The organism is Pseudomonas sp. ATCC 43928, from assembly GCF_005938665.2.
Classification (GTDB): domain Bacteria; phylum Pseudomonadota; class Gammaproteobacteria; order Pseudomonadales; family Pseudomonadaceae; genus Aquipseudomonas.
The window spans coordinates 2,516,170-2,535,806 of the sequence record NZ_CP041753.1; the positions used below are offsets into that span (position 1 = coordinate 2,516,170).

A 19,637-nucleotide genomic window follows, 5' to 3' on the forward strand; every position below is an offset into this window, starting at 1 on the left:
CTCGCTGGCCGAGGAATGTTCAAACAAAGGATGAGGCTATGGTTCAAGTTCGCAAACTGGTGTTAGCAATAGCGGCCGCCTCGGCGCTGTCCTCCGGTATGGCGCATGCCCTCGGGCTTGGGGAATTGACCCTGAAATCGACGCTGAACCAGCCTCTGGTAGCAGAAATCGAGTTGCTCGACGTCAAGGACCTCACGGCTGCCGAAGTGGTGCCGAGCCTGGCCTCGCCCGAAGATTTCGCCAAGGCCGGTGTCGATCGTCAGGCGTTCCTCAACGACCTGACTTTCACGCCGGTGCTTAACGCCAGCGGCAAAAGCATCCTGCGCATCACCTCCAGCAAACCGCTGTCCGAACCGATGGTGAAATTCCTGGTTCAGGTGATGTGGCCAAGCGGTCGTCTGCTGCGTGATTACAGCGTGCTGCTCGATCCGTCCAAATTCTCGCCGCAAACCGCCGATGCCGCCGCGCAACCGGCGCCAGCCCAGGCGGTGACCGCGCCAGTCACCGGCGCGACCAAATCGACGCAATACACCACCACATCGCGCGATACCTTATGGGAAATCGCCGCGAAGGCGCGTAACGGTGGATCGATCCAGCAAACCATGCTGGCCATCCAGGCGCTGAACCCGGATGCCTTTATCGACGGCAACATCAACCGGCTGAAAGCCGGCCAGGTGCTGCGTCTGCCGGATCAGGTGCAAAGCGCCAGCCTGCCGCAACCCAAGGCCATCGCTGAAGTCGCGGCGCAGAACTCTGCATGGCGCCACGGTCGTCGCTATGTGGCGAAGCCTGGAAGCGGGCAGCAGCAACTCGACGCCACCAAGCGTGCTCGCGGTGACGGCGCTTCGTCGCAAGTCGCCACGGACAAGCTGAGCCTGGTCTCTGCCGACACCGGCAAGGGCCGTGGCAAAGGTGCCACCGGTGATGCGAAAGCCTTGAGCAACAAGCTGGCCGTGACCCAGGAAAGCCTCGACACGGCTCGCCGTGACAACGCTGAACTGAAAAGCCGCATGAACGACCTGCAAAGCCAGCTGGACAAGCTGCAGCGCCTGATCGAACTGAAGAATAATCAGTTGGCCAAGCTGCAAGCCGAAGGCGGCGCGGGCGCACCGGCGGCTACGACCGCTCCGGCGATGTCGGCCGAGCTGGCAGCCAGCCCGGCGGCAACGCCTGTTGAGGTGACTCCGGCGGCTCCTGCGCCGGAAGTCGTTCCGGCGCCAGCCGTCGAGCCGACGCCTGTGGCGTCCGACGAGCAGAAATTCAACGAACTGCTGACCAACCCGATCCTGCTGGGTCTGGTGGGTGGCGGTGCAGTGGTTCTGCTGCTCTTGCTGCTGTTGCTGGCCCGTCGCCGCAAAGCTCAGCAAGAAGCAGAAAAACATCTGCGCATGGCCCGTGCCTTGGCTGAGGAGCAAGAGTTCTCCGCCGACCTCGACCTGCCGGAAAGCAGCTTCGAAGGTCTGGAAGTCCCGCCGCCAAGCGTGAAACTCGCGACCGCACCAACGCCTGCACCTGCACCGGCCCCGGTGATTGCCCCGGTTGTGATGACGCCACCGATCGCTGCACCGTTGGTTGCGCCTGCCGCCGAACGCTCTGACGACGTCTTGGCCCAGGCTCAGTCGCACATCGCGGCTGGTCGCCTGAATCAGGCTGCCGCGCTGCTGGAAGACGCTATCAAGCAAGAGCCGCAACGCAGCGACCTGCGCCTGAAGCTGATGGAAGTCTACGGTCAGCAGGGCGATCGCGATGCGTTCGTCGCTCAGGAGCGTCAACTGGTGGCCAACGGCGACAACTTCGCCCGGGTCGAACAGCTGAAAAGCCGCTTCCCGGCCATGGTGGTCGCGGCGGTGGGCGGTCTGGCCGCCGCAGCTGTCGCCGCCGAGCTGGACGCACAGTACGTCAAGGACCTGCTGCTGGACGAGCCGCAAGCCCCGGAACCGGCATTGGCTGACTTTGACAGTGCTTTCGATCTGAGTCTCGACGATCTGGAAGCGGCTACTCCGATCACGCCTGCGGTTGCAGTCGAGCCAGCACCGCAGCCACAGCCTGAGCCAGAACCAGAGTCTCTGGCTGAGCTGGATGAGTTTCCGCTGGACGACGACCTGAGCTTTGAGTCGGTGTTGCAACAACAGACTGAAATCAAGGAAAGCCTCGACGACCTGTCGGACTTTGACCTGGACATGGATCTGGGCGGCGATGCTTCCCCGGAGACTCTGGCTGAAGACGACTTCCTGCTGAGCCTGGATGACGACCTCAAGGACTTGCCTGTCGCTGAAGTGCCGACCGTCACTGAGGCGCCAACGGTGACTGAGGCGCCGCTCGACGATCTGGAGTTGCCGGCTGATTTCGATCTGTCGCTGGCCGATGAAATGGACGCCGCCCCGGGTAAGCCTGACGCCTTTGAAAACGAACTCAACGACGTCAATGCCGAGCTGGATCGTTTGTCCCAGAGCCTCGGCGAGCCAAGCTTCACCGAGGAAGATGCGTTGGCCGCGTCAGATGACGAGCTCGATTTCCTCTCTGGTGCTGACGAAGTCGCCACCAAACTCGACCTGGCCCAGGCCTACATCGACATGGGCGACAATGACGGTGCTCGGGACATCCTCAATGAGGTGGTGACCGAGGGCGATGCGGGGCAGAAGAGCGAAGCCAAGGAAATGCTCTCGCGTCTGGCGTGAATCGTCGGTAAGGCTTAAACAAAACGGCAGCCCATCCAGGCTGCCGTTTTTGTTTGGGGGGTGCGATGGGGTTGGTACATTCAACGCCGTGTCACAGTTACACTGGCATCCCGGTCCGGCGGCCTTATAATGCCTGCCTTTGCGTAGATCAGCAGGCTGTCACCCCTTGGCAAATATAGATAATCCGGCCGCCGAAATGGCGGCCGACGGCTTTTTCCGGATCGCGTTGGGCGTTGAATACAAAGGTTCGCGTTATCGCGGCTGGCAACGTCAGGCCTCCGGTGTGGACACGGTGCAGGAGCTTCTTGAAAAGGCCTTGTCCAAAGTCGCCGACTCACCCGTGTCGCTGCATTGCGCTGGGCGCACTGACGCCGGTGTGCATGCTTGCGGCCAAGTGGTGCATTTCGACACCCAGGTAGAGCGCTCGATGAAGGCCTGGGTCATGGGTGCCAACATCAACTTGCCGCATGACATCAGCGTCAGCTGGGCCAAGGTCATGCCGGCGCATTTCCATGCGCGGTTCAAAGCCATCGCCCGGCGCTATCGCTACGTGATCTACAACGATCAGATCCGCCCGGCGCACCTGAACGAAGAAATCACCTGGAACCACCGCCCGCTGGACGTTGAGCGCATGTCCGAGGCCGCCCAGTATCTGGTCGGCACCCACGACTTCAGTGCTTTCCGCGCCGGCCAGTGCCAGGCCAAGTCGCCGATCAAGGAGCTGCATCACCTGCGCGTTACCCGCCATGGCAAAATGATCGTGCTGGATATCCGTGCCAGTGCGTTCCTGCACCACATGGTGCGCAACATCGCAGGCGTCTTGATGACTATCGGTGCTGGCGAGCGTCCCGTGGAGTGGATGAAAGAGGTGCTGGAGAGTCGTATTCGCCGTTCCGGTGGGGTGACGGCTCATCCGTTTGGTCTGTATCTGGTGCAGGTCGAGTATCGCGACGAGTTCGAATTGCCCGAGCGTTACATCGGCCCACACTTCCTCACCGGCTTCTCGGAACTTGACGGCTGACGCCTTCGAACGCTTTTGATACCATCCGGGACTTTCCCGCAATTGCCCTGAGGTTCTATCGACATGTCGGCCGTTCGCAGCAAAATTTGTGGGATTACCCGCATAGAGGATGCGTTGGCGGCGGTTGAGGCCGGGGCCGATGCCATCGGATTTGTGTTCTACGCCAAAAGCCCGCGGGCCGTGACGTTCCAGCAGGCGAGGGCGATCATCAAGGCCTTGCCGCCGTTCGTGACCACCGTGGGTTTGTTCGTCAACGCCAGCCGTTGCGAGTTGGGGGAAATCCTCGATGCCGTGCCACTGGACCTGTTGCAGTTCCATGGCGACGAAACCGCCGCTGATTGCGAAGGCTGGCACCGACCGTACATCAAGGCATTGCGGGTCAAGGCCGGTGATGACATCGCGGCAGCTTGTGACGCATACCCAAGTGCCAGCGGTATTTTGCTCGACGCCTATGTCGAAGGTGTTCCTGGTGGAACCGGTGAAGCCTTCGATTGGTCACTGATACCGCAAGGCTTGAGCAAGCCGATCATCCTGGCGGGTGGCTTGACGCCAGATAACGTCGCCGAGGCGATTGCCCGGGTTCGGCCTTACGCGGTGGACGTCAGCGGAGGGGTAGAGGCGAGCAAGGGCATCAAGGATCACGCAAAGATTCAGGCATTCATCAAAGCGGTACGCGGTAGCACGTCGTTGATGTGACGGCTGGCAGACTGCCGCCGTCCACTGCTCTGTACAAAAGAGGTGCACCTGCACAAAGCAGGCATGGCTGAGAATTTTTGGGTCGTACGCAGGTCAGCGTCTCGCTGACCCGGCAATCCATCGATCATCGCTACACATATGAATTTAGCTCAAGGGCATACGCGGGGCTGCGAACCAGAGCGTTCGGGCCGCCGGTACTGGAGAAAGAAAGCATGAGCAACTGGTTAGTAGACAAACTGATCCCTTCGATCATGCGTTCCGAGGTCAAGAAGAGCTCGGTGCCTGAAGGTCTGTGGCACAAATGCCCGTCTTGCGAGGCGGTGCTGTATCGTCCGGAGCTGGAAAAGACCCTGGACGTTTGCCCCAAGTGCAACCACCACATGCGTATCGGCGCACGCGCGCGCATCGACATCTTCCTCGACGCTGAAGGTCGTGCCGAACTGGGCGCGGACCTGGAGCCGGTTGACCGTCTGAAATTCCGTGACGGCAAGAAGTACAAGGATCGCCTGACCGCTGCACAAAAGCAGACCGGCGAAAAAGACGCACTGATCTCCATGAGCGGCACCTTGCTGGGCATGCCGGTCGTGGTGTCGGCTTTCGAATTCTCCTTCATGGGTGGCTCGATGGGTGCCATCGTCGGTGAGCGCTTTGTGCGCGCCGCCAACTACGCCCTGGAAAACCGTTGCCCGATGATCTGCTTCTCCGCTTCCGGCGGTGCACGGATGCAGGAAGCGCTGATCTCCCTGATGCAAATGGCCAAGACCTCCGCGGTGCTGGCACGTCTGCGCGAAGAAGGCATTCCGTTCATCTCGGTGCTGACCGACCCGGTCTACGGCGGTGTTTCCGCCAGTCTGGCGATGCTCGGCGACGTGATCGTCGGTGAGCCGAAAGCCCTGATCGGTTTCGCCGGTCCGCGCGTGATCGAACAAACCGTTCGTGAAAAACTGCCGGAAGGCTTCCAGCGCAGCGAGTTCCTGCTGGAGCACGGCGCGATCGACATGATCATCCCTCGTCAGGAGCTGCGTCCCCGTCTGGGCAACCTGTTGGCGCAACTGACCGGCAAGCCGACGCCTAAATTCGTCGCCGCGCCAGTCGAGCCGATCGTGGTCCCACCGGTACCTGCGAACCTATGATCGAGCGCACCCTTGGCGAGTGGCTCGCCTACCTTGAACAGTTGCATCCTTCGGCCATCGACATGGGGTTGGAGCGTTCGCAACAGGTAGCGTCCCGCATGGGGCTGGGCAAGCCGGCGCCTCGGGTGATCACGGTCACCGGCACCAACGGCAAAGGGTCTACCTGCGCATTCGTGGCTTCATTGCTGCGGTCGCAGGGCCTGAACGTGGGGGTCTACAATTCTCCGCACCTGCTGCGTTACAACGAGCGGGTGCAGGTCAATGGTGTCGAAGCCACTGACACGCAGCTGTGCGAAGCCTTTGCCGCGGTCGAGGCGGGTCGCGGCGAAACATCCCTGACTTACTTCGAAATGGGCACCCTGGCGGCGTTCTGGCTGTTTCAACAGGCCGGTCTCGATGCAGTGGTGCTGGAAGTCGGCCTGGGCGGGCGCCTGGACACGGTCAACGTGGTGGATGCCGATATCGCGCTCGTCACCAGCATTGGTGTCGACCATGCGGATTACCTGGGTGATACCCGCGAATCCGTGGCCTTCGAAAAGGCCGGAATCTTCCGCCAGGGCGCTCCTGCACTGTGCGGCGATCTGAATCCTCCTCAACCTCTGCTGGATAAGGCGCGCGAGCTCAATTGCCCGTTTTTCCTGCGTGGGCGCGATTTCGACCTCGGTATCACCGATTACAACTGGCAATGGCGCGGCGTTGATGCTCAAGGGCGTGCGGTCGAATTGCACGATCTGCCATTGCTCGATCTGCCGATGGAAAACGCTGCACTGGCGTTGCAGGCTTACCTTCTGCTCGGTTTGCCTTGGGTGGATGCGCAGATTATTGAAGCGTTGAAAGCGACGCGGATCGTCGGTCGTCTTGATCGTCGGCAGTTCGACTGGCAGGGCAAGCGTCTGAATCTGCTGCTGGACGTGGGGCACAACCCTCACGCGGCAGAATATCTGGCTCGGCGTCTGGCCAGTCGACCGCTGGCCGGCAAGCGTCTGGCGGTGTTCGGGTTGTTGGTGGACAAGGACCTGAATGGTGTTGTCGGTGAATTGAATGCTAGTGTCCAGCATTGGGCCGTCGCGCCGCTGGATTCGCCGCGGGCACGGCCGGTAGCTCAGTTGCACGCAGCGTTGCAGAACCTTGGCGCCTCGGTTACGTCCTATGACAGCGTGGCCGCTGCCCTGGAAGGGCAGTGCGCGCAGGCGACGAGCGACGACGAGATTCTGTTATTCGGATCATTTTATTGTGTCGCCGAGGCCCTTGAGTGGCTGGCCCGGCGCTCCACGGAGGAAGCGGCAAATGGCTTTGCTGGATAAGGCGTACAAGCAGCGCATGGTCGGTGCCTTGGTGCTGGTGGCGCTGGCGGTGATTTTCTTGCCGATGCTGTTTTCCCGTCAGGACGAACAGCGCCAGGTAAGGGTCGACGCGCCTGCCGCACCGCATGCCTCCTCGTTACCGCAAGTGCAGATCGAGCCGGTCGCGGTGCCTGAACCACAGGCATTGCCGCAAGAGCCTGTGCCAAGCGACGACGAAATTGCCGAGCAGCAAGCGCCGTCGGCACCGATTGCACCAACGGCTCCCGTAGCGCCAGCGCCGCCGGCTGCCAAGCCAGTCGCGCCGCCAGCAGCGCCAGTTGCCAAGCCTGTACCGGCACCTGCCCAGCCAATCGCGGTTGCACCGACCAAGCCGGTCGCTACTCCAAGTCGCGTCGATGCCAATGGCCTGTCGGTCAGCTGGTCGGTGCAACTGGCCAGCCTGGCGAGCCGTGAGAGTGCTGAAAGTTTGCAGAAAACCCTGCGCAGCCAAGGCTATAACGCCTACATTCGCTCCGCCGATGGCAAGAATCGAGTGTTCGTCGGGCCGCTGATCGAGCGTGCGGAAGCCGATCGTCTGCGTGATTTGTTGAGTCGCCAGCAGAACCTCAAGGGTTTTGTGGTGCGTTTCCAGCCTGAGCGCGGCTAAATCTATCACCCCGATTTGAAAAGCACTGACAATCTCAGCTTACCGACAGCCATGGGCTCTGCTAAAATGCGCCGCCTCATCTGTCTGTAGGCTGCACTGTGCCATTTACCTGGGTTGACTGGGCGATCGTTGCAATCATCGCCATCTCCGCTTTGATCAGTCTGAGCCGCGGCTTCGTCAAGGAAGCACTCTCGCTGCTGACCTGGATCATCGCAGGAGTCGTTGCCTGGATGTTCGGTGGTTCATTGTCCGAGTACCTGGGCGGATATATTGCTACGCCGTCGGCTCGTGTGATCACGGGCTGTGCCATCATGTTTGTCGCCACTCTAATCGTAGGCGCAATGATCAATTATCTTATCGGCGAGTTGGTTCGCGTCACCGGGCTATCCGGGACCGATCGATTCCTCGGCATGGCTTTTGGCGGTGCGCGTGGCGTGTTGCTGGTGGTCGTGGCGGTCGGGCTGTTGAGCCTGGGGCCGGTACAGCAGGACGAGTGGTGGAAAGAGTCACAGCTCGTGCCAAAATTTCTATTGGTCGCAGACTGGTCCAAAAACCTGATCCTCGGGTGGAGCAGTCAGTGGCTTGCCAGCGGAATCAGCGTACCCGCTGATATTCCGTTCAAGGAGCACCTCTTGCCGACGGCCAAAACGCCTCAGTGAGTTGTGTTCAGTTCAGATCCATTAAGTAGGGGTTGCGTCGCATGTGTGGCATCGTCGGTATCGTCGGTAAGTCGAACGTCAATCAGGCGCTGTATGACGCGCTAACCGTCCTCCAGCACCGCGGCCAGGACGCTGCCGGTATCGTGACCAGCCACGATGGCCGGTTATTCCTGCGCAAGGACAATGGCCTGGTGCGTGACGTGTTCCATCAGCGTCACATGCAGCGCCTGGTCGGCCACATGGGCATTGGCCATGTGCGTTATCCGACCGCGGGCAGCTCGACCTCGGCCGAAGCTCAACCGTTTTACGTCAACTCGCCGTACGGCATTACCCTGGCGCACAACGGTAACCTGACCAACGTTGAACAATTGGCCAAGGAGATTTACGAATCTGACCTGCGCCACGTCAACACCAACTCCGATTCGGAAGTGCTGCTCAACGTGTTCGCACACGAGCTGGCCCAGCGTGGCAAGTTGCAGCCGACTGAAGAAGACGTGTTCGCGGCCGTCACCGACGTGCATAACCGTTGCGTCGGTGGTTACGCAGTCGTGGCGATGGTGACCGGTTATGGCATCGTCGGTTTCCGCGATCCGCACGGCATCCGCCCAATCGTTTTCGGTCAGCGTCATACCGACGAAGGCGTCGAGTACATGATCGCCTCCGAAAGCGTCTCCCTGGACGTGCTCGGTTTCACCCTGATTCGCGACCTGGCACCGGGCGAAGCGGTCTACATTACTGAAGACGGCAAGCTGCACACCCGTCAGTGCGCGACCAACCCGTCGCTGACCCCGTGCATCTTCGAACACGTCTACCTGGCACGTCCGGACTCGATCATCGACGGCGTTTCGGTTTACAAGGCGCGTCTGCGCATGGGCGAGAAGCTCGCCGAGAAGATCCTGCGCGAGCGTCCGGACCACGACATCGACGTGGTCATCCCGATTCCGGACACCAGCCGCACCGCGGCCCTGGAGCTGGCGAACCACTTGGGCGTCAAGTTCCGCGAAGGCTTCGTGAAGAACCGCTACATCGGTCGGACCTTCATCATGCCGGGTCAGGCTGCGCGGAAAAAATCCGTACGCCAGAAGCTCAACGCCATCGAACTGGAATTCCGCGGCAAGAACGTGATGCTGGTGGACGACTCCATCGTTCGTGGCACCACCTGCAAGCAGATCATCCAGATGGCGCGCGAAGCCGGCGCCAAGAACGTCTATTTCTGCTCCGCGGCCCCGGCCGTGCGTTACCCGAACGTCTACGGCATCGACATGCCGAGCGCTCACGAGCTGATCGCCCACAACCGTTCGACCCAGGACGTGGCCGACCTGATCGGCGCTGACTGGTTGATCTATCAGGATCTGCCTGACTTGATCGAAGCGGTCGGTGGCGGCAAGATCAAGATCGACAAGTTCGATTGCGCGGTGTTCGATGGCCATTACGTCACCGGCGACGTCGACGAGGCTTACCTGAACAAGATCGAGCAGGCACGTAACGATGCCTCCAAGGTCAAGACCCAGGCAGTCAGTGCGATCATTGATCTGTACAACAACTGAGTAACTACCGGCCCTGAGGGGCCGGTTTTGTATCTACTAAATAAAGAGCAAGGCAAGGAGTGACAGCATGAGTCAGGATTGGGATGCCGGTCGGCTGGACAGCGACCTCGAAGGCGTAGCGTTCGATACCCTGGCCGTACGCGCCGGTCAGCACCGCACGCCGGAAGGCGAACACGGTGATCCAATGTTCTTCACTTCCAGCTACGTATTCCGTACCGCCGCCGACGCGGCTGCACGCTTTGCCGGTGAAGTACCGGGTAACGTTTACTCGCGCTACACCAACCCGACCGTGCGCGCATTCGAAGAGCGCATTGCCGCGCTGGAAAGCGCCGAGCAGGCCGTGGCTACGGCGACTGGCATGGCCGCGATCATGGCGGTGGTAATGAGTCTGTGCAGTGCCGGCGATCACGTGCTGGTGTCGCGCAGCGTGTTCGGCTCGACCATCAGTCTGTTCGAGAAGTACTTCAAGCGCTTTGGCATCGAAGTCGATTACGTAGCTCTGGCGGACTTGTCCGGCTGGGATGCGGCGATCAAGGCCAACACCAAATTGCTTTTCGTGGAATCGCCTTCCAACCCACTGGCCGAGCTGGTGGATATCACCGCCCTGTCGGAAATCGCTCACGCCAAGGGCGCGATGCTGGTGGTCGACAACTGCTTCTGCACGCCTGCGCTGCAGCAGCCACTGAAGCTGGGCGCGGACATTGTCGTGCACTCGGCGACCAAGTTCATCGACGGCCAGGGTCGTTGCATGGGCGGTGTCGTGGCGGGTCGCAGCGAGCAGATGAAGGAAGTCGTCGGTTTCCTGCGCACTGCCGGGCCGACCCTGAGTCCGTTCAATGCCTGGATTTTCCTCAAGGGCCTGGAAACGCTGAGCCTGCGCATGAAGGCGCATTGCGCCAATGCCCAGCAACTGGCTGAGTGGCTGGAGCAGCAGGACGGCATCGAGAAAGTCCATTACGCCGGCCTCAAGAGCCATCCGCAGCACGAACTGGCCCAGCGTCAGCAGAAGGGTTTCGGTGCGGTCGTGAGCTTCGAGGTCAAAGGCGGCAAAGAGGGCGCCTGGCGCTTTATCGATGCGACTCGCCTGATCTCCATTACCGCCAACCTGGGCGACAGCAAAACCACCATCACGCACCCGAGCACCACCTCTCACGGCCGTCTGGCGCCGCAAGAGCGTGAAGCTGCGGGGATTCGTGACAGCCTGATTCGCATTGCGGTCGGTCTGGAAGACGTGGCAGACCTGCAAGCCGATCTGGCGCGCGGGTTGGCTGCCTTGTGATCGAGTTGTCGTCGCCGACCACGGGTACCCATGGCCGCGTCGCGCTGGTCACCGGTGCCGCGCGCGGCATTGGCCTGGGCATTGCGGCCTGGCTGATCAGCGAAGGCTGGCAGGTGGTGTTGACCGATCTGGATCGCGAGCGTGGTTCGAAAGTGGCGAAGGTGCTCGGCGAAAACGCCTGGTTCATCGCCATGGACGTCGCGAATGAAGCGCAGGTGGCGCTGGGTGTGGCCGAGGTGCTGGGGCAGTTCGGGCGTCTGGATGCGCTGGTGTGCAATGCGGCGGTGGCCGATCCGCACAACATCACCCTGGAAAGCCTCGACCTGGCCTACTGGAACCGGGTGTTGGCAGTGAACCTCAGTGGGCCGATGCTGTTGGCCAAGCACTGTGCGCCGTACCTGCGCGCTCACAGCGGCGCCATCGTCAACCTGGCCTCGACCCGCGCCGCGCAGTCGGAACCCGACACAGAGGCTTATGCGGCGAGCAAGGGCGGCCTGTTGGCCCTGACTCACGCCCTGGCCATCAGTTTGGGGCCAGAGATTCGCGTCAATGCGGTCAGTCCCGGCTGGATCGATGCGCGGGATCCAGCGGCACGGCGCGCCGAACCGCTGACTGACGCCGATCATGCGCAGCATCCGGCGGGCAGGGTAGGGACTGTCGAGGACGTGGCGGCAATGGTGGCCTGGTTGTTGTCGAAGAACGCTGGTTTTGTCACGGGCCAGGAGTTTGTGGTCGATGGTGGCATGACCAAGAAGATGATTTACAGCGAGTAACAGGGCAGGGGCGCCGTCCCCGGCATTGATGTTGAATGTGTTGCCATCATCGTCGGCTCGCCGCCGAGAGTCGGGTCGCTCCCACATTAGAAAACCTGTTGTCTGAAGAGGCGCGGTCCACTGTGGGGGCGAGCGTGCTCGCGAAAGCGGTCTGACGGTTGTCGGCCTAGTCCGGAATGACACGATTTTGTCTTTTTTAGAAAAACTTCAAGCGGGGTATTGACTTAGCTTCGGTACCTGCGTAAATTTCGCGGCCTCAGAGATGCAAAGGGTGATTAGCTCAGCTGGGAGAGCGTCTGCCTTACAAGCAGAATGTCGGCGGTTCGATCCCGTCATCACCCACCAACTCTTGAGACTCTTGTGTAAGCAAGAGGGAAGCTGAAAAGCCTCCACCGACGCGCAGCGGTAGTTCAGTCGGTTAGAATACCGGCCTGTCACGCCGGGGGTCGCGGGTTCGAGTCCCGTCCGCTGCGCCATATTTTCCGAGTCAGGTTTACCCTGGTTCGAGATTGAAAAGCGAGATTGAAAAGTCTCGAAGTTTCAATCAGACGAGTTACTTGAGCGTCAGCTCAAAGCGATACGCAGCGGTAGTTCAGTCGGTTAGAATACCGGCCTGTCACGCCGGGGGTCGCGGGTTCGAGTCCCGTCCGCTGCGCCATATCTGCCTCAAGGCCCACTGAACGCCTTGAAGCTACGAAGAAGGCCGTTGGCAATCTTCGAGTCGATAGCAAAGACCCTGGTCGAAAGACCGGGGTTTTTTGTGTCTGCGATTTGGCTTTTTCTTCTTTCGCGCCTTTGCGCTCTGATCCTTCTGCATCCAGTCTCGGCGCTACAACGGCCGAGTCACTTTGCGCGCCACTGACATCTGTTGGGCTTCGACGGCGACTTCGCTACAAGAAGTCGCCGCTCCTGAGTCGGTCGATTAGACCCCGAGCTTGTCCCGCAATCCGTAATACCAGGCGCCCAACGCTGCGAACGGTGTGCGCAGCAATTGCCCGCCGGGGAACGGGTAGTGGGGGAGGTCGGCGAAGGCGTCGAAGCGTTCAGCCTGACCATGCAATGCTTCGGCCAATACCTTGCCCGCCAGGTGCGTATACGTCACGCCGTGGCCACTGCAGCCCTGGGAGTAGTAGATGTTATCGCCCAGTCGCCCGACCTGAGGAAGACGCGACAGGGTCAGCAGGAAATTGCCGGTCCAGGCGTAATCGATCTTCACGTCCTTGAGTTGCGGGAAGGCCTTGAGCATCTTCGGTCGAATGATCGCCTCGATGTTCGCCGGGTCCCGCGCGCCATACACCACGCCGCCACCAAATATCAGGCGTTTGTCGGCGCTCAGGCGGTAGTAGTCGAGCAGGTAGTTACAGTCTTCGACGCAGTAGTCCTGAGGCAGCAGGCGCTTGGCCAATTCATCGCCCAAGGGTTCGGTGGTGATCACTTGAGTCCCGCAGGGCATCGACTTGGCCGCCAGCTCCGGCACCAGATTGCCGATGTACGCGTTGCCGGCGACGATGATGAATTTGGCCCTGACCTTGCCCTGAGGCGTATGCACCACCGGGTTGGCACTGCGCTCGATGCGCACTGCCGGCGATTGCTCGTAAATAGTGCCGCCCAACGACTCCACGGCTGCTGCTTCGCCCAAGGCAAGATTGAGTGGATGAATATGCCCGCCACTCATATCGAGCATGCCGCCGACATATTGATCGCAAGCCACTACCTCGCGGATGCGACGCTGATCCAACAGCTCAAGCTGCGTATGACCGAAACGCTCCCACAGGCGCTTCTGAGACTCCAGATGGCCCATCTGCTTGTCGGTAATGGCGGCGAACACACCGCCATCCTTCAAGTCGCACTGGATATTATATTTGGCCACTCGCTCACGAATGATCCGCCCACCTTCGAACGCCATCTGCCCCAGCAACTGAGCTTGCTTGGGGCCGACGCTGCGCTCAATCACATCGATATCACGGCTGTAGCTGTTAACGATCTGGCCACCGTTGCGTCCCGACGCACCGAACCCGACCTTGGCGGCTTCCAGCACCGTAACCTTGAAACCGTTTTCCAGCAGGAACAGAGCAGAGGACAGGCCGGTGTAACCGGCGCCGATTACACAGACATCAGTCTCTACATCATCCTGCAGGGCCGGGCGCGCTGGTGCCGCATTGGCCGACGCGGCGTAATAGGACTCTGGGTAGGGAGTGTTCGCCATCCTGCAGCCTCTGTTTAATATATTTTACGAGTGCATTGATCCTACCCGAGTTAAAAATCGACCGCCAGCCACCGGAAAATCTTCTTTGCCACAGAGAAATTAAATATTTTGCATATTCATAGGGTTAGGTGAAAAAAAGGTGTTGACACCCCTCCGGAATTCCGTAGAATGCCGCCTCACAGCAGGCACGTAGCTCAGTTGGTTAGAGCACCACCTTGACATGGTGGGGGTCGTTGGTTCGAGTCCAATCGCGCCTACCAAACAAAATCCGCTCTGCTGGGCGGTCTAGAAGGGCTCACCGAAAGGTGGGCCCTTTTTTGTTGTCTGCGATTTACCTGGCTTTTGCAAAATCCTCAAAAACGCCAACTCGGCGCCTCACTTCCAGTAAACACTGTTGCTGAACTAATACCGCCATAGCCGTCTACATTCTTCAGGGGACATCCCCTTTCGGAGAGAATGGATATGTTTAGATCTCGCTCGTTGATCGCCGCTATGACGTGTCTTGCCTTGGTGTCTGGTTCAGTGACTGCATTGGCCGACCCGGGAAACGGGAAAGGCCAGGGAGGTGGCAAGGGAAATCCACAATACAACCAGGACCATGGCAACTCCGGCCATGGAAACAAGGGGAAAGGTTCAGGGGGGGGCGATTGGAGTCACGGCCCGAGCATCGACCACGGTAACGTCCTTGGCATTGTGGGTGGCTATCGTGGCTACTGGAGCCCCGGGCCCGCCTTGCCACCCGGTATTCAGAAAAACCTCGCGCGCGGTAAACCTCTGCCGCCGGGGATCGCCAAAAAACTCGATGGCCGTCTGCTCGGCCAGCTTCCCCACTACGATGGCTATGAGTGGCAGCAGGCTGGCACTGACTTGATTTTGGTGGCCATCGCTACCGGGATCATCTACGAGGTGCTCAATGGTGCGTTCGATTGATGTGAGGGCGATAAATTTCAATTGCGCCCTTGCCGCATAACGACCAGCAACATCGCGGGAAGCAGTGTGCCGGTTCGATCACTGCACATTGCTTGCCCGCTGGTCGCCGGCCTTTGAACTGTGTGGGGTGGAGACGGTCAATTATTCCGTGCAATATCAACCTCCACGGAACCTCACCATGCTATTAAAAAACAAGAGTTTTGTTGCCGTCATGTCCTGCGTGATGATGCTTGCAGCCGCCCCGTTATTGCCCGCTGAACTGTCCATCATGAGCTCCGCCTACGCGAAGGATGGTGGCAATGGAGGTGGTGGCGGCGGTGGTAACGGTGGTGGCAATGGCGGCGGTAACGGCGGAGGTCATGGTGGCAACGGCGGTTCCGGCCATTCCGGCGGCGTCAGTAGCAATGGCCGTGGCGCAGGCTTGAGTAGCGACCATGTCGGCCTTGGTGCAGGCTTGAGTGGCACCCATGTCGGCCGTGGTGCAGGCTTGAGTGGCACCCATGTCGGTCGTGGTGCAGGCTTGAGCAGCGACCACGTCGGCCGTGGCGCAGGCTTGAGTGGCACCCATGTCGGCCGTGGCGCAGGCTTGAGCAGTGATCACGCCGGCAAAGCCGTCCGGGACCGTGGCGTCAATGGCAACCACTTTGGTAGCGAACGTAACAGTGACCGTGGCCATGGCGCAGTCACTTCGGGCATTGCGCATTCCAGGGACACGCGAGGAGTTGCCAAGGCCTCTGCCATTTCGGCCACTACGCCTGGCGATCACAACACGAAAGGGTTGAGCAGCGCTCGTACTTCGATTTCGAAACGACTGGATTAAGTCCAGGACTCTCAAAAACCGGGTATCCATCAGGAACCCGGTTTTTTTTCGCCTGCAATTTGCCCGATGGCGAGGTGCGGGAGATCAGCCCAGCTACATGCGTGAGCAAATCCGACACGATGGACTACTACTGTAAGGCTGATTCAACTTTGTCCTGATGGGAGTATGTCGATGCTGGCTCACTGGTTTCTGGCGGCGGTTCACCTCTTGGCCTTTGGTCTGGGTTTTTGGGCTGTACTGACCCGCGGTACGGCGTTACGTCGTCTGAGTGCCGGGGCAGGGGACGCTCGCCGTGTTTTGATTGCAGATAATCTGTGGGGGATCTCTGCAGTCACTCTGCTGATCACGGGTGGGCTACGAGCCTTTGGCGGGTACGAAAAAGGCACTGATTACTATCTTCACCAACCCCTGTTTCATCTCAAGATGACGCTCTTGGTGTTCATCCTGTTGCTTGAGATTGCACCGATGGTGACGCTGATCAAATGGCGGATTGCGCTGGGGCGCGGCGCGGCTATAGATACCGGGCGCGCAACGCTGTTTGCCCGTATCAGTCATATCGAGGCGCTGTTGCTGGTGCTGATGGTCGTGGCGGCCACGGGCATGGCGCGTGGTGTGACGTTTGGCTAACCGGGCAGGGGAGCGCTCTTTCTCGCTGCAAATCCGAAACGTCTGACAGTCATGGCAGGAGCCAGGGCAGTAGTATCGGCTCCGTGTTGCGATGGCATCGCAAAGAGAGACGGAGCGCAGAACGATGCGGCACTTGAATCTTAGCCAGCCGTTACTCGAGGCAGAATGGGCTGGCTACTGACTGCAGCAGGATTCAGGGCGTTTGCGGCTTGTCCGGGGCGGTCAGGCCAGCCTGGATGCGTTGATAAATTTCTTCGCGATGCACCGCAACGTCTTTCGGGGCGTTGATGCCAATCCTGACTTGCTGGCCGCTAACGCCCAGGATGGTGATCGTAATGTCATCACCGATGTTTATGCTTTCACCGACTTTGCGGGTGAGTATCAGCATGGTTTTCTCCTTGATTGCTTTGTAGGGCACCTGATTCGGACAGTGCAGAGGTCGGTATTAGATATAGATTAGTGCGAAGTTTCACGGTTTGGGTGCCTCTTTCTGACGCGCAGATGCTGCATTAATTCCCAAGGTGTAACTATACAGAGGCCGCCACCATCATTCTCGTTGTTTTGAGCCCATTTTGCGGCACTCGGGATGGATCCATGGATGTTAAAATCGCCGCTTTAAGCATTCGGAGGAAAGCGTTGTGCGCAAAATGGTCTTGGTAATCGCGGTACTGACGCTGGCCGGATGCGGTGAGGATAAAGGGGTTGACGCTCAAAAGCCGCAACCGGCAGTCGCCTCCGTTCCCGCGGCGGTAACGGGCCCGCAGTGGGACGTCGAAGTTCGCGGCGAGACACCCCAGGCGGTCAGTGACCTGAGCGGTTGGTTGATTGAGCACAGCTTCGTTCCCAACGTCGTGAAGGAAAATGGAAAGGTTCGTATTCTGGTCGGGCCGTTCGGTTCGCAAGCCGAGGCGCAGGCCAGGCAAGCTGAAATAACGGCGGCGCTGACCCGGGCGAAAAAGATGAACATCGAATCGCTGATCGTCGAACACCCGACGGCTCAGTAACCGTCCTTTTCGCAACGCGCAGACCCGCATGCCGGGTGATGTGCCAGGTAAGCGATCTTCGAGGTCGCTTCCCTGGTGATGCGTCGGCATAAACGTCACATCAAGTTATTTTGCGGCAACCCCAGCAGGCCGGTCAGGGTGTTGATGATCGCTTGTTGCCGGGCACGGTCTGTCTGGTGCGCGGCTTCCGCGGCGGCGACATCAGCGTCGCAGTGGGGGCACGTCACTTCGTGTGCATGGATGTACTGCAAGCAGCCACGACACAGCGCCAGTTGCGGTGGAATACGTCCTTCGTCAGGCGATTTCTGGCCCTGGTTCGCCCAGGCCAGTTTGATCACCTGGCCGCTGTCGCTGACGCTGTTCACCTTCTCGCCGGTATCGATGCGCTCGGTAATCAGATCAAAACGTCCGACGGCGAAGGAGGTTTTTGCCGCGTCCTCGAGTTTGACGATGCGCTCGCGTAGCCCGCGTTTTTGCAGGTCCAGCGCGCGGTAATGGCAGTAGGGATTATTGCCGGGTTTGCCGAGCAGGGAGTGCGAGGTCCAGGTGCAGCCGCCACGGCAGACGTCGTTGTAGTAACAGCCTCGGCAGTAGCCCCACAGGTCGTCGACCGACCGCAGGCGGCCAAAGTGCATGCCTTCGCTGTAATGCCAGATATCGTGCAGGCTCATGTTGCGTACGTTGCCGCCCGAAAACCCCACCGTGGCCAATGACGGGCAACCCTTTACCGTGCCGTCGGCTTCCAGCGCCAGCACGGTCTGGCCGGCGGCGCAGCCGCTCCAGTGCACGCGTTCGTCGCCGAAGCCACGCCACATGTGCTCGTAAGGGCCGTAGTAACCGATATTGTTGCCCACGTTCATCAGCAGGCCGCGATCAACCCCTTCGCGGTAGAGGCGCGCCAGCAACGGCATCACTTCCAGCAGTTGGTAGGGTTGCAACAGCAGCTCCGGGTGATCGACGGCATTGCCCATGGCGACGGTCAGCTGGATCTGCCAGTGAGTGGCGCCGAGGTCGATGATCAGGTCCATCAGCTCGGGCAAGTCGGGCAACGTGGCCGCGCCGATTTGTGTGTTGACGCTCACCGCAAGCCCGGACTGTTTGGCGCGTCGCAGGGTGTCCACCGCCTTGTCGAACGAGCCCGGAACATTGCGCACTGCGTCATGCAGTGGGGCCAGTCCATCCAGTGACACACCGACGCCATTGAGTCCGGCGTCCACCGCTGCCTGCATTTTCGCGGGCGTCAGGTTGCGCCCACCGGTTTGTATCGCGCAATACATGCCGTGATCGTGGATAGCCTGGATCAGTTGGGTCCAGTCCTTGCGCAAATAGGCTTCACCGCCGATCAGGGTGATCTCGCGGGTGCCGAGTGCCGCCAGGGAATCGATGACGTCCAGGCACTCCCGGGTGTTCAGTTCATCGGGGCGTCGATGGCCGGCGCGTGAGCCGCAATGCAAGCATTTGAGATCGCAAGCCAGAGTGATTTCCCAGACCACATGCACCGGCACGTAGCGTTTGAGGTCGGTTTCACTGAGGTAGCGGGCTGGGCGACTGTCTGACATGGGAAATCCTTGCGCACCAACGCGTGCGCGGCACGAATCCATCGAAGTGTTCGCGCCTTCCTTGATTCAATGGCGCGACCGGATTTACCTTTTGTTGTTGGTCAATAGCGCGGACCCTGTGGGTGCGGGCTTGCCTGCTCCCACAGGGGGTTGCGCTTAACTGCCTGGGGTTAGCGGGCCTCCAGGCGGGCGATTTCAGCGTTCAGCTGCTCCAGAGCGCTGCGCAGGGCACCGCTGTTGGCCAATTGCTGTTCACCCTGGCTCACCACGGACTTCAGTTGCGCCAGGTCACCGCTGGTTTGCGCTTGCTGTACCGCGACGGCATAGAGCGGCACCGCATGGTGCGGATGCTCTGGGCGCTCAATCACTGGGGCCTGGCTGACAGCTGCGTGTTTCACGTAATGCCAGATACCCTGGTCCTGGTACTTGTAGTCGACATAACCGCTCGCCCAGTCGGCGCCTAAAATGCCTTTCAAGCCGAAAGTCTGGGCGATCTGGCTGAGAGGGCCGCTCGGGCTGCCCGCCAAGGTGAGGATGATGTGGTTTTCGGCCGTCGGCACCAGTTTGGCCTCGGAGTATTCACCCCATACACGGGCACGGAAGTTGAGAGGCGGATAGGTGCTTTGGAAAATGCTGGCAACCCCGCTGACTTTTTTCTTTACGGTATCTACCAGCAGGTCCAGGGTTAAAACCGGTGCGCCCAATAGGTGACTACTGACATTCAGGCGGGTATGAAAAAGTCCGATTGACATGGT

Annotated in this window: 18 protein-coding genes and 4 tRNA genes; 18 read left to right on the forward strand and 4 right to left on the reverse strand. The window is 60.0% G+C overall.

All coding sequences use genetic code 11. From position 1 onward, the window contains the following. The first annotated feature begins 38 nt into the window (after positions 1-38). The 13 genes from FFH90_RS11535 to FFH90_RS11595 all read left to right on the forward strand — a co-directional run bounded on the left by FFH90_RS11535 (position 39) and on the right by FFH90_RS11595 (position 12,394). The gene (locus tag FFH90_RS11535; RefSeq protein ID WP_138867203.1) at positions 39-2,678 is read left to right on the forward strand and encodes a FimV/HubP family polar landmark protein; all 2,640 of its coding nucleotides are present in this window, start codon (positions 39-41) and stop codon (positions 2,676-2,678) included. A 196-nt stretch (positions 2,679-2,874) separates the two neighbouring features. Continuing rightward, entirely contained in the window at positions 2,875-3,699 is an 825-nt protein-coding gene (gene truA / locus FFH90_RS11540; RefSeq protein ID WP_018928093.1) for a tRNA pseudouridine(38-40) synthase TruA, read from the forward strand. A gap of 63 nt (positions 3,700-3,762) precedes the next feature. Next, a complete protein-coding gene (locus FFH90_RS11545; RefSeq protein WP_018928092.1) occupies positions 3,763-4,395 on the forward strand; it encodes a phosphoribosylanthranilate isomerase in 633 nt (210 codons plus the stop codon). A gap of 212 nt (positions 4,396-4,607) precedes the next feature. Then, entirely contained in the window at positions 4,608-5,528 is a 921-nt protein-coding gene (accD, locus tag FFH90_RS11550; protein WP_007935172.1) for an acetyl-CoA carboxylase, carboxyltransferase subunit beta, read from the forward strand. Continuing rightward, the gene (gene folC, locus FFH90_RS11555) at positions 5,525-6,832 is read left to right on the forward strand and encodes a bifunctional tetrahydrofolate synthase/dihydrofolate synthase (protein ID WP_138867204.1); all 1,308 of its coding nucleotides are present in this window, start codon (positions 5,525-5,527) and stop codon (positions 6,830-6,832) included. The genes accD and folC overlap by 4 nt, the downstream gene beginning before the upstream one ends. Continuing rightward, a complete protein-coding gene (locus tag FFH90_RS11560; protein WP_018928090.1) occupies positions 6,816-7,478 on the forward strand; it encodes an SPOR domain-containing protein in 663 nt (220 codons plus the stop codon). The genes folC and FFH90_RS11560 overlap by 17 nt, the downstream gene beginning before the upstream one ends. A 98-nt stretch (positions 7,479-7,576) precedes the next feature. Then, complete coding sequence (locus tag FFH90_RS11565) at positions 7,577-8,137, forward strand: CvpA family protein (RefSeq protein WP_018928089.1); 561 nt, start codon at positions 7,577-7,579, stop codon at positions 8,135-8,137. A gap of 41 nt (positions 8,138-8,178) precedes the next feature. Further along, positions 8,179-9,684, forward strand: a complete 1,506-nt coding sequence (gene purF / locus FFH90_RS11570; protein ID WP_018928088.1) for an amidophosphoribosyltransferase — start codon at positions 8,179-8,181, stop codon at positions 9,682-9,684. Positions 9,685-9,751: 67 nt separating this feature from the next. Beyond that, the gene (locus FFH90_RS11575) at positions 9,752-10,963 is read left to right on the forward strand and encodes an O-succinylhomoserine sulfhydrylase (RefSeq protein WP_018928087.1); all 1,212 of its coding nucleotides are present in this window, start codon (positions 9,752-9,754) and stop codon (positions 10,961-10,963) included. After that, complete coding sequence (locus FFH90_RS11580) at positions 10,960-11,736, forward strand: SDR family oxidoreductase (RefSeq protein ID WP_018928086.1); 777 nt, start codon at positions 10,960-10,962, stop codon at positions 11,734-11,736. The genes FFH90_RS11575 and FFH90_RS11580 overlap by 4 nt, the downstream gene beginning before the upstream one ends. Before the next feature lie 269 nt (positions 11,737-12,005). After that, a tRNA-Val gene (locus tag FFH90_RS11585) sits at positions 12,006-12,081 on the forward strand. 54 nt (positions 12,082-12,135) lie between these two features. After that, a tRNA-Asp gene (locus FFH90_RS11590) sits at positions 12,136-12,212 on the forward strand. A gap of 105 nt (positions 12,213-12,317) precedes the next feature. Further along, a tRNA-Asp gene (locus tag FFH90_RS11595) sits at positions 12,318-12,394 on the forward strand. A gap of 264 nt (positions 12,395-12,658) precedes the next feature. On the opposite strand, the gene FFH90_RS11600 is transcribed toward FFH90_RS11595, so the two are convergent. Further along, positions 12,659-13,942, reverse strand: coding sequence for an FAD-binding oxidoreductase (locus tag FFH90_RS11600; RefSeq protein WP_138867205.1), 1,284 nt, complete (start codon positions 13,940-13,942; stop codon positions 12,659-12,661). Positions 13,943-14,125: 183 nt separating this feature from the next. Between FFH90_RS11600 and FFH90_RS11605 the strand changes: the two genes are divergently transcribed. From FFH90_RS11605 to FFH90_RS11625, 4 genes are all read left to right on the forward strand, one after another. Beyond that, positions 14,126-14,202: transfer RNA gene (locus FFH90_RS11605), tRNA-Val, on the forward strand. A 202-nt stretch (positions 14,203-14,404) separates the two neighbouring features. Continuing rightward, positions 14,405-14,872, forward strand: coding sequence for an anti-virulence regulator CigR family protein (locus FFH90_RS11610; RefSeq protein WP_026286579.1), 468 nt, complete (start codon positions 14,405-14,407; stop codon positions 14,870-14,872). A gap of 178 nt (positions 14,873-15,050) precedes the next feature. Next, positions 15,051-15,692, forward strand: a complete 642-nt coding sequence (locus tag FFH90_RS30265) for a hypothetical protein (protein ID WP_225602806.1) — start codon at positions 15,051-15,053, stop codon at positions 15,690-15,692. Positions 15,693-15,863: 171 nt separating this feature from the next. Further along, positions 15,864-16,319: a DUF2214 family protein gene (locus tag FFH90_RS11625; protein ID WP_018928082.1), complete on the forward strand. Its 456-nt coding sequence runs from the start codon at positions 15,864-15,866 to the stop codon at positions 16,317-16,319. Between the two features lie 193 nt (positions 16,320-16,512). Here the strand turns inward: FFH90_RS11625 and csrA are convergent, their stop codons facing one another. Continuing rightward, complete coding sequence (gene csrA / locus FFH90_RS11630; RefSeq protein WP_007938114.1) at positions 16,513-16,707, reverse strand: carbon storage regulator CsrA; 195 nt, start codon at positions 16,705-16,707, stop codon at positions 16,513-16,515. 250 nt (positions 16,708-16,957) lie between these two features. On the opposite strand from csrA, the gene FFH90_RS11635 reads away from it, so the two are divergent. Then, a complete protein-coding gene (locus FFH90_RS11635) occupies positions 16,958-17,323 on the forward strand; it encodes an SPOR domain-containing protein (RefSeq protein WP_007938113.1) in 366 nt (121 codons plus the stop codon). A gap of 95 nt (positions 17,324-17,418) precedes the next feature. Here FFH90_RS11635 and FFH90_RS11640 read toward each other — a convergent pair whose 3' ends face one another. Then, on the reverse strand, positions 17,419-18,882 hold the full coding sequence (locus FFH90_RS11640) for a GDL motif peptide-associated radical SAM/SPASM maturase (protein WP_138867206.1): 1,464 nt from the start codon (positions 18,880-18,882) through the stop codon (positions 17,419-17,421). A gap of 170 nt (positions 18,883-19,052) precedes the next feature. Further along, a complete protein-coding gene (locus FFH90_RS11645; protein WP_018928079.1) occupies positions 19,053-19,634 on the reverse strand; it encodes a DUF1842 domain-containing protein in 582 nt (193 codons plus the stop codon). Positions 19,635-19,637 lie beyond the last annotated feature (3 nt).

What these genes read in the sequence shown, in the direction of transcription:
- purF (WP_018928088.1), top strand. Translation starts at nt 8,179, where the DNA reads ATGTGTGGCATCGTCGGTATCGTCGGTAAGTCGAACGTCAATCAGGCG.
- FFH90_RS11645 (WP_018928079.1), bottom strand. Translation starts at nt 19,634, where the DNA reads ATGTCAATCGGACTTTTTCATACCCGCCTGAATGTCAGTAGTCACCTA.
- FFH90_RS11640 (WP_138867206.1), bottom strand. Translation starts at nt 18,882, where the DNA reads ATGTCAGACAGTCGCCCAGCCCGCTACCTCAGTGAAACCGACCTCAAA.
- FFH90_RS30265 (WP_225602806.1), top strand. Translation starts at nt 15,051, where the DNA reads ATGCTATTAAAAAACAAGAGTTTTGTTGCCGTCATGTCCTGCGTGATG.
- FFH90_RS11545 (WP_018928092.1), top strand. Translation starts at nt 3,763, where the DNA reads ATGTCGGCCGTTCGCAGCAAAATTTGTGGGATTACCCGCATAGAGGAT.
- FFH90_RS11625 (WP_018928082.1), top strand. Translation starts at nt 15,864, where the DNA reads ATGCTGGCTCACTGGTTTCTGGCGGCGGTTCACCTCTTGGCCTTTGGT.
- FFH90_RS11610 (WP_026286579.1), top strand. Translation starts at nt 14,405, where the DNA reads ATGTTTAGATCTCGCTCGTTGATCGCCGCTATGACGTGTCTTGCCTTG.
- truA (WP_018928093.1), top strand. Translation starts at nt 2,875, where the DNA reads ATGGCGGCCGACGGCTTTTTCCGGATCGCGTTGGGCGTTGAATACAAA.
- accD (WP_007935172.1), top strand. Translation starts at nt 4,608, where the DNA reads ATGAGCAACTGGTTAGTAGACAAACTGATCCCTTCGATCATGCGTTCC.
- FFH90_RS11560 (WP_018928090.1), top strand. Translation starts at nt 6,816, where the DNA reads ATGGCTTTGCTGGATAAGGCGTACAAGCAGCGCATGGTCGGTGCCTTG.
- FFH90_RS11535 (WP_138867203.1), top strand. Translation starts at nt 39, where the DNA reads ATGGTTCAAGTTCGCAAACTGGTGTTAGCAATAGCGGCCGCCTCGGCG.
- csrA (WP_007938114.1), bottom strand. Translation starts at nt 16,707, where the DNA reads ATGCTGATACTCACCCGCAAAGTCGGTGAAAGCATAAACATCGGTGAT.
- FFH90_RS11575 (WP_018928087.1), top strand. Translation starts at nt 9,752, where the DNA reads ATGAGTCAGGATTGGGATGCCGGTCGGCTGGACAGCGACCTCGAAGGC.
- folC (WP_138867204.1), top strand. Translation starts at nt 5,525, where the DNA reads ATGATCGAGCGCACCCTTGGCGAGTGGCTCGCCTACCTTGAACAGTTG.
- FFH90_RS11600 (WP_138867205.1), bottom strand. Translation starts at nt 13,942, where the DNA reads ATGGCGAACACTCCCTACCCAGAGTCCTATTACGCCGCGTCGGCCAAT.